Genomic DNA, 13,681 nt, shown 5'->3' with positions numbered 1-13,681 from the left:
GTCCCCGGCCTACAGCGGGTGGTGCTCCGGAGCGAGCGCCCCCAGCGCGTCCTGGGCCCGCTGCTCGAAGGCGCGCGCCCCCTGCTGGCGAGCCACCTGGATGGCGCGCAGGAAGCACCCGCGGGCTTCCTCCTCGTGGCCGAGCCCCCACAGGGCCTCGCCCCGCAGCCGGAGCAGCTCGGCCTCGTAGAAGTGCTGGCCCTCCGTGGGGGCCCGCTCCAGCGCCTCGTTGAGGAGCGCCAGGGCCTCGTGCGGTTGCTCCAGCTTCAGGTGCAGCTCCGCGAGCAGGCCGAGGTCGTGGTGGAACAGGCCGGCGCTGATGCCTGGGCCCCTCCAGGCGGCGATGCCCTCGCGGATGAGCGCCAGCCCCGCGCGCGCCTGCCCCCGCTCGGCCATCGCCCAGCCCTGGATGAGCGTGGCCCAGATTTCCGAGGCCCGGAACCCGTGCTCGTGCGCGAGCGAGATGGCCTGGGCGGACCACTCCAGGGCGCACCGGGCCTCGCGGCGGAGCTGGCACGCCACGCAGATGTAGTTCAGCACCATGGCGGTCGTGTGCGGGTGGCCGATGCGCCGCGCCAGCTCCAGCGCCTCCTGGCTGGAGCGCCACGCCTCGTCCTTCCGGCCGAGCGCCGAGTACACCATGGCCCCGAAGGCCAGCGTCGTGGCGCGCGGGTTGATCCACTGCTTCTCGGCGATGGCCCGGTGCTCCTCGAGCGGCAGGTCCGGACAGGCCAGTCCCCGCTCGACGTGCTCCAGCGCGGCGGCCAGCTCGCCCCAGATATAGAAGGTGGCCGCCATCATCCGGTGCCCCAGGGCGAGCAGCTCCATGTCCTGGTGGCGCTCGCCCTGGGCCACGAGCTGTCTGGCGAGCTCGTGCGCCACGCCGTACTCGGCCCGCGAGAAGGAGTAGACGAAGAGCCCCCAATAGGAGAGCCGCAGCCGGGGGAGTGCCCCGCCCACCTGGAGGATGAGCTCGCGCGCCCGGGTGTACGTGCGCTCCACCTCCGGCGAGCGGTAGCCCTGCACCTGGGCCAGCGGAATGCCCAGGGAGATGAGCAGCCGCAGCTCCTGCTGGAGCCGCTCCGGCGTGTCCGGCTGCAGGCGCAACAGCCGCAGGGCCTGCTGGAAGTGGCTCACCGCCTCCTGGTTGGCCGAGCGCAGGCTGGCGCGCTGCCCGGCCTGGAACCAATAGTGGATGGCGGGCTCGTACTCACCGGCCTCGGTGTAGTGGTGGGCGAGCAGCTCCGGCTGGGTCTGGCGCACCTCGGGAGATTGCTCCAGCAGGGCGTCGGTGATGCGGTGGTGCAGCTTGCGGCGCGCGCTGCGCGGCAGCGACTGCCAGGCCGCGTCCTGGATGAGGGCATGGCGGAAGCGGTAGCCGGGCGCGGCCCGCTCGTGGAGGGGTTGCAGCAGTCCGGTCTCGACCAGTCCTTCCAGGTCCCTCCGGAGCGCCGCGGGGCTCCGCCGTGTCAGCGTGGCCAGCAGCGCGTGCGAGAAGCTGCGCCCGATGGCCGCGCAGCACTGGGCCAGCGACTTCTGCCGGTGCGGGAGCAGATCCAACCGCGCCAGCAGCAGCTCGTGCAGGGTGATGGGGATGGCGTCCGGAGTGCCTCGCTCCAGCACCATGTGCGTCAGCTCCTCCACGAAGAGGGGGACGCCGTCCGTCCTGGCCACCAGTTGCTGGACCACCTCCGGGGGCAGGTTCCGGCCCCCCGCGGCCTCGCGCACCAGCGCCGCGGTGTGCTCCGGAGACAGCCGCTCCAGCGTGAGCCCGTGCAGCCGGGGATGGCCGGGCCAGGGAGGGTGGAAGTCGGGCCGGGCGCTGAGGACGAAGAGGATGCGCTGGGGCTCCACCCGCTCCACGAGGTAGCCGAGCAGCTCCAGGGTGGAAGGATCCGCCCAATGGAGATCCTCCACCACGGCGAGCACCGGGTGCTCCCGGGCCACGTGCGACAGCAGCGCCGCCAGGGCCTCGAGGGTGCGCTCCTTGCGCCGCTCCGGCGAGAGCTGGAGGGGAGGCCGCCCCGCGGGCTCGGGCAGGGAGAGGAGCTGGCTCAACAGCGAGAGGTGCTCCGCGGAGAGCCCCAGCGGCTCCGGCCCCCCCGCGTGCGAGGCGACGAGGCGCCGCAACACCTCGATGACGGGTTGGAAGGCACTGGTGCTGGACTGCGGCCAGCACTGGCATTGGAAGTGGACGCAGGACTCCTGGCAGACCCGCTCGTGCAACTCCTGGATGAGCCGGGACTTGCCGACTCCCGCCTCGCCGGTGACGAGCACGAAGCCGCCCTGGCCCCGCCGGGCCTTGTCCCAGTGCGCGAGGAGCCGCTGCAACTCCTGCTCCCGTCCCACGAGGGGCGTGAGGCCGCCGGTGACCAGGGCCCTCTCGAAACGGTACGACGAGGGCCGCTCGCTCAGCACCCGGTACAGCTCCAGGCGCGACGTCCCCGACAGGCCCTCGTGGACGAAGGCGCCGAGCGGCTCCGCCTCGAACCTCCCGCGCACCAACGTCCACGTGGCCTCGCTGGCCACCACGGTATGGGGCCCGGCCTGTGAGGCCAGCCAGGTGACCACCTTCGGGGCCTCGCCCTGGAGGACGAGCGTCCGGTTGCCGTGCTCCCGCGTGGGCTCGCTCAGCGTCACCTGATCCGTGTGCAGGCCCACCTTCACCGCCAGCATTCCCGAGGCGAGCCGGGGCAGCTTGCGCTGGAGCGCGGCGGGGAGCTCGCGGGCCAGGGCCAGCCCCGCCTGCACCGCGTGCTCCGAGTCGTCCTCGCGCACCGCGGGGTAGCCGAAGCAGGCCAGCACCTCATCCCCCATGGCCAGGACGATGGAGCCTCCCCGCTGTTGGACGAGCTCCGCGCACCGTTGGTGGAAGGCCTCCTCCAGCTCGCCGATGTCCTCGGCGTCCAGCGCCTGCCCGGGCGCGGCCGGCCGCGTCAGCCGGCAGGACACCAGCGTCACCTGCCGCCGCTCGGGCGCCACGCGGCGCGGCGCCTGTCCCCTCAGGCCGAGCGACTCCCTCACCTCGCGCAGCTCCTCGACGAGCTCCTGCGCCGTCTGGTAGCGCCGCTCGGGCGCCTTGGCCAGCATCGTGCGCAGCAGGGGCTCCACCTCCCGGGGCAGCTCCGGGTGGTGCTCGCGCACGGACGGCACGGGCTCGGCGGAGAGCACCCGGGCGCGCAGCTCCGGCAGGCTGGCGGTCGGGTAGGGCGTGGCTCCGGTGAGCATCTCGTACAGCACGATGCCCGTGGACCAGATGTCCGTGCGCTCGTCCTGCCGCTCGCTCCGCCATTGCTCCGGCGCCATGTAGGCCGGCGTGCCGGCGTTGGGCAGATCCTCCAGGCCCGGTGCGCTGCTGCCCTCCAGCAGCCAGGCCAGGCCGAAGTCGAGCAGCTTCACCTCGCCTTCGCGCGTGAGGAAGACGTTGCTGGGCTTGAGGTCCCGGTGGATGACGTGGTGCGCGTGGGCGTGGGCCAGCCCCGCGGCGATACCCGCCAGGAGGGCGAGGGCGCGTCCTGGCTCCAGCCGGTGCTCGCGTTGCAGCAGCGTCAGGAGGGACTCGCCCTCCAGGCATTCCATGATGAGGAAGGGAATGCGCGGCTCCCAGGACGCCCCCACCCATTCGGACGTGTCGAAGAGGCGGACGATGTTGGCGTGGGCGAGCTGCGCGATGGCCAGCGCCTCCTGCCGCAGCAGGGCGAACATCTGCGTCTCGTCCAGGGGGGCGCCCGGGAGCAGGAACTTGAGCGCCACCTCCCGCCGGAGCTGCGCATCCCAGGCGCGGAACACCCGGCCCATGGAGCCGCCGCCGAGCTGCTCGAGGATTTCGAACCGGTGGCCGTCACTGCCTCCGAGCCGCTCGCCGAGCGCGGGGATGCGCAGCAGGGCGGACTCCTGGGAGACGGCCTGGAGCAGATCATCCCCGTAGTCCGAGTCCTCGAACCCGGGCTCCGAGCCGTCTCCGCCGCCAGTCCGACCGGTGTTTCCCGGCATGGTCTTCCCCCAATGTCCCCGCCCGGCATGGCTGGACCCCAAGTTAGGGAGCGTCCAGTGCCCGGGCAATGCAAGCAGCCCGGGAGGGCAGGGGGCCGTTTGCCATCCCCTGGCCGGGTGGGTCCGGCCGGTATGGCGGGCTGGGGATGGAGTGGGCTCTCCAAAGGGTTGTGCACCGAGCATCGGATCCGTCCATCCCCGGCCGGTGCGACAAGCAGGTCCGCACGTGAGGGGGGATGATAACGACCGCTGGTCTACCTGCCCGCCGTGAAGACACTCTTCCGCCGTTCTCCGTTTCACCGCCTCCCCCGGCACCTGATGCCCGTGGGCGTGCTCGCCCTCTGCCTGCTGCTCACCTCCTGCGTGTGCCTGCTGCTGGGGTGGTCCGCGCGTGCGCGGGATGAAGCGCGTTTCGAGAACGTGGTGCAGGCGGCCTCGGACCGCATCCAGCGAAGGTTGGACACGTACATCGCGCTCCTCCAGGGGACCGAGGGCCTGTTCGCCACCCAGCAGGAGGTGACGCCGGAGGAGTTCTCCGCGTACGTCCGGCTCTTCGAGATCCAATCGCAGTACCCGGGCATCCAGGGACTGGGTTTCACCCAGCGCTTCTCGCGCGAGGAGCGCACCCGGCTCGAGCGCCGGACGCGCACCGCCCTGGACCTGCCGGGCTTCCATGCCTGGCCCGAGGTCCCGGGTGACGAGCTCCACTCCGTCGTCATGTTGGAGCCGCGAGATCTGCGCAACCTGGCGGCCATGGGCTACAACATGTACTCCGAGCCCATGCGCGGGGAGGCGATGGCGCGCGCCCGGGATACAGGCTTGCCCGCCCTCACCGGGAAGGTGACGCTCAAGCAGGAGATCCACCAGGACAAGCAGGCGGGTTTCCTCCTGTATCTGCCCGTCTACCGGGGGGGACACGTACCGGCCACGCTGGAGGAGCGGCGCGAGAAGCTCGCGGGCTTCGTCTACAGCCCCTTCCGCGCGGATGATCTGCTCCACGGCATCTTCGGCGCCGAGCGGCAGCCCCGCGTGGCCTTCCAGCTCTACGACGGCCTGGAGGTGGACGAGGAGCGGTTGCTGCACGGCTCGCACGGCCCCGAGGCCTGGGCGCACGAGCCGATGTTCACCACCACCACGACGCTGCTGGTGGCGGGCAGGCCCTGGACGCTCACCTTCTCCTCGCTGCCGGCCTTCGATGCGACGGCCTCGGGCCCCATGGTGCTGCCCGTCTCGGGGCTGGGCGTGCTGGTGAGCCTGGCCTTCTTCTTCATGATGCTCGCCCAGGTGCGGGCGCGCGGGGAGGCGGAGCGGAGCGCGGACGGGCTGCGTGTGGCGCTCGCCGAGCGGGCCCGCGTGGAGGAGCAGCTACGCGAGGCGGACCGGCGCAAGGACGACTTCCTCGCCATGCTGGCGCACGAGCTGCGCAACCCCCTGGCGCCGGTGCTCACCGCCGTGCAGCTCATGGAGCGCAAGCAGCAGGCGGGCCTGGGGACGGAGCGGGAGCGCGAGGTGGTGGAGCGCCAGGTGCACCACATGCGGCGGCTGGTGGATGACCTGCTCGACGTGTCGCGGGTGACGCGGGGCAAGATTCAGCTTCGCAAGCACCCGGTGGACCTGGCGGGCTCGGTGGGACGGGCGGTGGAGGCGGCGCGGCCCTTCGCGGATTCGCGCGAGCACACGCTGCGCGTGGAGCTGCCGGACGGGCCGGTGTGGACGGAGGCGGACCCGGTGCGCCTGGTGCAGGTGCTCACCAACCTGCTGCACAACGCGGCGAAGTACTCGGAGCCCGGCGGCCGCATCACGTTGACGCTGGCGCGCGAGGCGGGCGAGGCGGTGGTGCGGGTGGCGGACACGGGCATGGGCATTCCGGCCGAGGCGCTGCCGCACCTCTTCGAGCCCTTCATGCAGGTGGCGCGCACGCTGGACCGGGCGCAGGGCGGCCTGGGCCTGGGGCTGACGCTGGTGAAGCAGTTGGTGGAGATGCACGGCGGCCGCGTGGAGGCCTTGAGCGAGGGCGTGGGCCGGGGCAGTGTCTTCACGGTGCGCCTGCCGCTGCTGCCCGAGGAGCGCGTGCCGGTGGTGCCGGCGGAGGCTCCGGCGGGACGGCAGACGCCGGGCGAGGGCCGCCGCGTGCTCGTGGTGGACGACAACGTGGATGCCGCGGAGCTGCTGGGCGAGGTGCTGGAGATGGACGGGCACCAGGTGACGGTGGTGCACGACGGCAAGGCGGCACTGGAGCGCATGGGCGCCGAGGACCCCGAGGTGATCTTCCTCGACATCGGCCTGCCGGGGATGGACGGGTACGAGGTGGCGCGCAGGATTCGCGAGCGCCCGGGTGGCACGGGCCCGCGCCTGGTGGCGGTGACGGGCTATGGACAGGCCTCGGACCGGCAGCGCTCGCGCGAGGCGGGCTTCGACGCGCACCTCGTGAAGCCCGTGGAGCTCGAGCGGGTGCGAGAGCTGGTGGAGGACGCGGGCAGCCGCGGGTCCACTGCGTCCGCGTTGAACTGACGGCGCTCAGCGGGATTCCGCCCGTGTCACTGCGCGCCGCGTCGTAGGGCCCGAATGTTGGGAAACAGACCCTTTTTCCAGTCCCTCGGGCTCCCCCCGGATTACCGGGTTTTTCAAACACCTTGTTATGATCACAAGTCACTCACAAGTCACTCAGACGTCACAGTGGGGGAGCGCGAGTGTCCTTTGTCCAGTTGCCCGAGAGTGTCACCACCTGCCGCAACCTCGTTGGAGGCGAGTGGCTCGTGCCGCGAGACGCCTCCCTGCTCGATGTGCACAGTCCCTATACCGGTGGGGTCATCGGCCGCGTGCCGCTGACGCCCGCGGAGGGCGTGGCCCAGGCGGTGGAGGCCGCACGCGCCGCGGCGCCCGGCTGGCGCGCCACGTCCCTGCGCGAGCGCACCACGCTCATGGCCCGCTTCCGCCACCTGCTCGAGTCGAACCTGGAGCGCCTGTCCCATCTGGCCGCCAGCGAGGCAGGCAAGACGGTGGCCGAGGCGCGCGCGGGTCTGCTCAAGGGCATCGAGGTGTGTGACTTCGCGCTCTCCTTGCAGAACCTCGACACCGGCGGCGCGATGGAGGTGAGCCGCGGGGTCTCGTGCGAGTTCCGCCGCGAGCCGCTCGGCGTGGTGGCGGGGATTACGCCCTTCAACTTCCCGGCCATGGTGCCGCTGTGGATGTTCCCCATCGCGGTGACGGTGGGCAACGCCTTCATCCTCAAGCCCTCGGAGAAGGTGCCGCTGACGGCGTGCGCGATGGGCGAGCTGATGGTGGAGGCGGGCATTCCGCGCGGTGTCTTCTCCGTGGTGCACGGTGGCCGTGAGACGGTGGAAGCGCTGGTGGCCCACCCGGACGTGCGGGCGGTGGGCTTCGTCGGCTCGTCCGGCGTGGCGCGGCGCGTGTACGCGGAGGGCAGCGCGCAGGGCAAGCGCGTGCTGGCGCTCGGCGGGGCGAAGAACCACCTCATCGTCGTGCCCGACGCGGACGAGGCCCTCACCGCGCAGTCCGTGGTGGACTCCTTCACCGGGTGCGCCGGCCAGCGCTGCATGGCGGCCAGCGTGCTGCTCGCGGTGGGAGACGTGCAGCGGATTGTCGAGCAGGTGCACGAGCGCGCCTCGCGGATGGAGGTGGGGCCCGGCATGGGCGCCCTCATCGATCGCGCGAGCCTCACCCGGCTGGAGACGGCCATCGCCGCCGCGGAGCGCGCGGGAGCGCGGGTGCTGCTGGACGGGCGCGGGAAGAAGCCGGCGGGAGAGAAGTGGGCGGGCGGCTACTGGCTCGGGCCCACGATTCTGGAGGGCGTGCGTCCGGACATGGAGGCGGCGCAGCGGGAGCTGTTCGGCCCGGTGCTGTCCATCGTCCGCGTGCCCACGCTGTCGGCCGCGCTGGAGGTGGAGAATGCCTCGCCCTATGGCAACGCGGCCTCCATCTTCACCACCAATGGCGCGGTGGCGCAGGCCGTTGTGGATGGCGCGCGCGTGGGCATGGTGGGCGTCAACGTGGGCGTCCCCGTGCCCCGCGAGCCCTTTTCGTTTGGCGGTACCGGCGAGTCCAAGTTCGGCCACGGTGACATCACGGGCCCGTCCAGCCTCGGCTTCTGGACGGACCTGAAGAAGGTCACCCGCAAGTGGACCACGCGCACCGATGGCAGCTGGATGAGCTGAGCTGAGAGGATTCCCATGCCCGACAAGAAAACCGTCAATCACATCCGTCTCACCTCGCATCCGGACAGCGATTCCCAGGTCATCCCCATCCGTTGGGGAGACCCCGAGCCGTTGCGCCGCGGGCCCGTCATCGCCACGCTGACCGAGCCGGCGAACCGCAACGCCATCGGCACGCACTCGGGCTCGTACGCCATCTACCGGGCCGTGGCCGTGGCCGCCGGGCAGCTCACGCAGGACCACCGGGCGGACCTCACCAACACCGCGCCCGCGGTGCAGATCGGCCCCCACAAGGCCTGGGCGAACCCCGAGCGCATCGTGTCGATGGACCCGTGGGGCGCCGTGGCGCCGCAGGCCTTCCGCGCCTACATGGACCAGGGCATTGATATCCGGCCGTCCATCGCCATCACCCGCGCGCACATCAACATGCCCGAGCTGCGCGATGCCATCGTCGCCGGCCGCCTCAAGCCGGATGGCAACATCCTCTGCGCCAACGGCGACGTGAGCGTGGTGAAGGCCGCGGTGGAGCCGGTGTGGTTCCTGCCCGGCATCGCGAAGCGCTTCGGCCTCACCGAGGCGCAGCTCCGCCGTGGCCTCTTCGAGCAGACCGGCGGCATGTTCCCCGAGCTCATCACCCGCTCGGACCTGGAGGTCTTCCTGCCGCCGATTGGCGGGCTGACGCTCTACTTCTTCGGGGACATGGACTCCATCTCCAACCCGGACATCCCGCTGGCGGTGCGCGTGCACGACGAGTGCAACGGCTCGGACGTGTTCGGCAGCGACATCTGCACGTGCCGGCCCTATCTCACGCACGGGATTGAAGTGTGCATCCAGACGGCCCAGCAGGGCGGAGCGGGCGTCATCGTCTACTCGCGCAAGGAGGGCCGCGCGCTGGGCGAGGTGACGAAGTTCCTCGTGTACAACGCGCGCAAGCGCCAGGAGGGCGGGGACTCGGCGGCCACCTACTTCCACCGCACCGAGTGCGTGGCCGGTGTGCAGGACATGCGCTTCCAGGAGCTGATGCCGGACGCGCTGCACTGGCTGGGCATCACCCGCATCCACCGCTTCGTGTCCATGAGTGACATGAAGCACGACGCCATCGTCCGCTCGGGCATCGAGATTCTCGAGCGCGTGCCCATCCCGGACGAGCTCGTCCCCGCGGATGCCAAGGTGGAGATGGAGGCGAAGAAGGCCGCCGGCTACTTCACCACGGGCAAGGTGGCCTCGAAGGAGGAGCTCGTGGAGGTGAAGGGCAGGTCACTCGATGCGTGAGCCATCCTCCGCCGTGGCGTACCTGCGCAGCCCTCGCGCCATCCGCGAGCGCTGCCGGGCCGTGTTGGAGCTGGGCACCGCCGGCCTGTTGAAGCACTTCCGCGTGGACATGGACCGGCTGCCCGCCGTGGCGGACTACGTGCTGGCCGTCACACGCGAGACGTACCCCACGCTGGACATTCCGGTGCACAGCCGGTGGGGGCACTTCGACGTGGGCGGTGTGCGGCGCAACGCCGAGCTGGATGCGCGGCTGGCCTCGCTGCCGCGCGCCGAGCGGGCCCGGGCGAAGCTGGACCTGGTCATCACGAGCGTGCTGCTGGACGCGGGCAGCGGGCCCACGTGGAAGTACGTGGAGCCCGGCGGTGTCACGTATGCGCGCTCCGAGGGTCTGGCCGTGGCCAGCTTCCGCATGTTCCTCGCGGGGGCGTTCTCCTCGGACCCGGGCCAGCCGCTGCGGGCGGACGCCGAGGGGTTGCAGCGGTTGACGCTCGAGTCGCTGGCGCGGGGCTTCCAGGTGACGGAGGCCAACCCGCTGGCGGGGCTGGAGGGACGGCTCGCGCTGCTGCAGGGGCTGGGACGGGCGCTGCCGAGGCCCGGAGCGCTCTATGACATGCTCGCGGCGTGGGGCCCCCGGGTGCCCGCGGCCGAGGTGCTGGGGCGGGTGCTGGAGTCGCTGGGGTCCATCTGGCCGGGGCGCATCACGCTGGACGGGGTGAACCTGGGCGACGTGTGGCACCACCCGGTGATGGGCGCCGAGGGGAGCCCCGAGTCGCTGGTGCCCTTCCACAAGTTGTCCCAGTGGCTGACGTACTCGCTGCTGGAGCCGCTGGAGGAGGGCGGCATCACGGTGACGAACCTGGATGCGCTCACCGGACTGCCCGAGTACCGCAACGGGGGCCTGCTGGTGGACATGGGCGTGCTGGTGCCGAGGGACGGGCGGCTGCTGACGGACGTGTTCGCACCGGGCTCGGAGCCCATCGTGGAGTGGCGGGCGCTGACGGTGGCGCTGCTGGACGAGGTGGCGAAGTTCGTGCGCGAGCGGCTGGGGATGACGGCGGAGCAGCTTCCGCTGGCGAAGGTGCTGCAGGGCGGGACGTGGAGCGCGGGCAGGAAGATCGCCGCGGAGAAGCGCCCCGGAGGCACGCCGCCCATCCGTATCAAGAGCGACGGGACGGTGTTCTGAGAGACGCTCTCCCTCTCCCTCCGGGAGAGGGTGGGGGGGAGGGTCTTCTTTCTTTGACTCGAGCGACGAGGAGGGAACCGTGACGTACCCTGACAACTGCACCGTGGTGGACCACCCGCTGGTGAAGCACAAGCTGACCCTGATGCGGCGCAAGGACACGAGCACGGCCTCGTTCCGCGCGCTGTTGCAGGAGATTTCGCTGTTGCTCGCCTACGAGGCGATGAGGGACCTGAAGGTCCGTGATGAGACCATCGAGACTCCGATGATGGAGACGGTGGCGCCGGTGCTGGATGGAAAGAAGCTGGTGCTGGTGGCGATCCTGCGCGCGGGGCAGGGCATCCTGGACGGGATGCTGCAACTGGTGCCGAGCGCCCGCGTGGGACACATCGGCCTGTACCGGGATCCGAAGACGCTGGCGGCGGTGGAGTACTACTACAAGGTGCCGAACCAGCTCGCGGACCGCGACGTCATCATGTGTGACCCGATGCTGGCGACGGGGAACTCGGCGGTGGCGGCGCTCAACCGGGTGAAGCGCAGCAAGCCCGGCAGCCTGCGTTTCGTGTGTCTGCTGGCGTGCCCCGAGGGCCTGGCCAACCTGCGCGAGCACCACCCGGACGTGCATGTCTACACCGCCGCGGTGGACGAGAAGCTCGACGAGCACGGCTACATCCTCCCGGGCCTGGGAGACGCGGGCGATCGGCTCTTCGGCACGCGGTAGATAGGAGGAACAGCCCACGTCGGCCGTGCCAAACTCCGTATCGAGTTCCTCTCCAGCTGGTAGGATGGGGCTGCGGAAGCCGCTATGTTGGCTACCTTCGGTGGCAATCAGGTGTCGGTCGTCACCAAGAACAGCGATGGCGTCACCATCGCTGTTCCCGGTCGTAAGACGTGCTTCACCTCCCTCATGCCACGGCCCGTGATGGCCATGACCAGGGGGCGGGGCAGATACGATTGCATGGTGTGCGGGGAGGCATCTTGAGCACGCCTGTGATCCAGGCCCTTGGCATGATCAGCCCGCTCGGTGCTCTCATCCAGGGCTGCGCCGCGCTCCGCGCAGGTCTCTCCCGTGCGAGCCCCTCCCCCTACCTGACTTGTGCGACTGAAGGAGAGAGCCTCCCTCAACCTCTCATGACGTGCGAGAGCCCCGTCGTGCCCCTTGGCTTCTCGAACGCCGGGAGGCTGGTAGCGCTCACCACCGAAGCACTCAAGGACCTGGGGACGCGGATGCAGCTTTCTCAGGTTCCCACTGACACCCGGCTCTTCATGGCGCTGCCGGACCCACTGGAGCGCTCCATGCCCGTCAGCCCCGAGCTGGAGGAAGATGAACCCAGAAGGTTTCAGGTTCTCGGACGCCGGGTGCTGGAGCGGGCGCTGACAAGCCTGGACATCCGTTGGACGGCGGGTCCCTGGCATTTTTTTGGCGGCGGGAATGCCGCCTTCGCCCATGCCCTGAGGGCCGGCGTTGACGCTATCTCTCAGCATCGTTGCCGTTCCTGTCTCGTCATCGCGGTCGACAGCCTGGCGGGGCCTGACGTACTGCCGGAGTTACTTGAGGCGCGGAGGGTCAAGAAGGGAGACAATCCAACGGGCTTCACGCCCGGCGAGGGAGCGGTGGCTCTCTGGTTGACCGCCCAGGGTCATGTCGCTCCTCCAACTGGACAGGAGCCGCGCATCGTCATCCGCGCCGTGGAACTTGGGGAAGATCCAAGATTCCGAGGTGCGGATCTGCCGCCGGACGGGCGCGTGCTCGCGGGGTGTGTGGCCTCCGCGCTGCGGACCGCGGGAGAGGGGGGCAGGCGCCTCGTTCTCATTGGTGATCTCAATGGGGAGGAATACCGCTCCAGGGAATGGGGCATGCTGCTCGTGCAGCTGCGAACCCAGGGGCTCGGTAGTGAGGTGAGCTCCTGGTTTCCCGCCGAGGGCTTTGGAGAGACCGGGGCTGCTTCGGGAGCACTCGGGCTGTGTGTCGCTGTGCGCGGCCTACAGCGCCGCTACATCCCCGCCCCGGCCCCCCTCGTTGTCTCGATTTCGGACGCAGGGGAGCGCTCGGCCATTCTCGTCTCGACGGAGACCTGAGCCAGCGGGAAAGGAACTGCTCGTGTCGATCCTCAAGAGCCAGATCAAGCAGGAGCGGAAGAGGAAGTGGAAGAACCCCAAGCCTCCGGACGACAGCAAGTTCCCCGAGCTGAAGGCGGGCTACCCCGACTCCTTCATCCAGGAGCATGCCGACGCCAAGTCCTTTCATATGGATGAAACCCAGCCTGTCACCTCGATGCTAGCCGCTGGGGACTACTACCAGTATCGAGGGCCCAGGTTCGTCTTCCAGACGGACGCGCGGAAGAAGATATACAACGACTACGCTCGCTCGTTGTTCAGCACCGTGGGCGTGTTCTACGGGCAATCCTACAAGGGGCGGAAGCCCCCACTGTATGCCTGGGCCAACAAGGCGCATTGGAAACGGATGGCCATGTTTCCTGAGGCGGGTGGCAAGTTTCCTGGGGAGAATGGAATCTTCTATTTCCTATCCGAGGCCGGGCAGAGACGGCCCTACCCCTGGCAGGCACATCACCTGCTGCCGGAGTCCGTCTTCACCGAGGAGAACACCAAATTCACCGATGAGCAGATGATGGTGCTCGAGCGCTCGTTCTACAACATCAACAACGGGCACAACATCATGATGCTGCCCTCCGATGAGCGGTATGTCCCCGTTCACAAGCTGATCGCGCACTACTCAAGTCATTCCAACTACACGCTGAGGGTCAAGGAGCGTATGGACAAGCTCTCGACAGAACTCGAAGCGGTCTTCAAGAAGGCGAAGAAGGAGAAGGAGCACCTCGCTCCATTCAAGGCCATTCTAAAGAGTCTCCATCAGCTCGAAGACGAGCTCTGGGATTACGTCCTCGCCATCAGCGATGCTTCTGTCGCGGCCGTTCTCGAGGAAATACAGGAGGAGGCCTCCAAGCAGCATGGAGGCACTTTCAGCTACGCAACGACGGACAGACAGGACAATGTGGTCCTGCGGCGTTTCGCAATCCTGAGATGATTGAAGAGGTTCTTGCCA

General features: G+C 69.6%; 8 protein-coding genes. 7 read left to right on the top strand and 1 reads right to left on the bottom strand.

The window, feature by feature from the left end:
* Positions 1-9: 9 nt before the first annotated feature.
* Complete coding sequence (locus ACN28I_RS26255) at positions 10-3,993, bottom strand: protein kinase domain-containing protein (RefSeq protein ID WP_420944678.1); 3,984 nt, start codon at positions 3,991-3,993, stop codon at positions 10-12.
* A 267-nt stretch (positions 3,994-4,260) separates the two neighbouring features.
* On the opposite strand from ACN28I_RS26255, the gene ACN28I_RS26250 reads away from it, so the two are divergent.
* From ACN28I_RS26250 to ACN28I_RS26220, 7 genes are all read left to right on the top strand, one after another.
* Entirely contained in the window at positions 4,261-6,504 is a 2,244-nt protein-coding gene (locus ACN28I_RS26250) for a CHASE domain-containing protein (RefSeq protein ID WP_420944677.1), read from the top strand.
* 179 nt (positions 6,505-6,683) lie between these two features.
* Positions 6,684-8,168: a CoA-acylating methylmalonate-semialdehyde dehydrogenase gene (gene mmsA / locus ACN28I_RS26245; RefSeq protein ID WP_420944676.1), complete on the top strand. Its 1,485-nt coding sequence runs from the start codon at positions 6,684-6,686 to the stop codon at positions 8,166-8,168.
* 15 nt (positions 8,169-8,183) lie between these two features.
* Positions 8,184-9,437, top strand: coding sequence for a GTP cyclohydrolase II (locus ACN28I_RS26240; protein ID WP_420944675.1), 1,254 nt, complete (start codon positions 8,184-8,186; stop codon positions 9,435-9,437).
* Complete coding sequence (locus ACN28I_RS26235; protein WP_420944674.1) at positions 9,430-10,620, top strand: URC4/urg3 family protein; 1,191 nt, start codon at positions 9,430-9,432, stop codon at positions 10,618-10,620. The genes ACN28I_RS26240 and ACN28I_RS26235 overlap by 8 nt, the downstream gene beginning before the upstream one ends.
* Before the next feature lie 79 nt (positions 10,621-10,699).
* Positions 10,700-11,338 carry a uracil phosphoribosyltransferase gene (upp, locus tag ACN28I_RS26230; protein WP_375770027.1) on the top strand — a complete coding sequence of 213 codons (639 nt, stop codon included), beginning with the start codon at positions 10,700-10,702 and terminating at the stop codon, positions 11,336-11,338.
* Positions 11,339-11,769: 431 nt separating this feature from the next.
* On the top strand, positions 11,770-12,696 hold the full coding sequence (locus tag ACN28I_RS26225) for a hypothetical protein (protein ID WP_420944673.1): 927 nt from the start codon (positions 11,770-11,772) through the stop codon (positions 12,694-12,696).
* Positions 12,697-12,718: 22 nt separating this feature from the next.
* Positions 12,719-13,663, top strand: coding sequence for an AHH domain-containing protein (locus tag ACN28I_RS26220; protein WP_420944672.1), 945 nt, complete (start codon positions 12,719-12,721; stop codon positions 13,661-13,663).
* Positions 13,664-13,681: the final 18 nt, after the last annotated feature.

The organism is Archangium gephyra, assembly GCF_049060025.1.
Lineage (GTDB): Bacteria > Myxococcota > Myxococcia > Myxococcales > Myxococcaceae > Archangium > Archangium gephyra_A.
This window is presented reverse-complemented; position numbering and strand designations above follow the sequence as displayed.

Coding starts and splice junctions, on each gene's coding strand:
- ACN28I_RS26255 (WP_420944678.1), bottom strand. CDS start 3,993: ATGCCGGGAAACACCGGTCGGACTGGCGGCGGAGACGGCTCGGAGCCC.
- ACN28I_RS26235 (WP_420944674.1), top strand. CDS start 9,430: ATGCGTGAGCCATCCTCCGCCGTGGCGTACCTGCGCAGCCCTCGCGCC.
- ACN28I_RS26240 (WP_420944675.1), top strand. CDS start 8,184: ATGCCCGACAAGAAAACCGTCAATCACATCCGTCTCACCTCGCATCCG.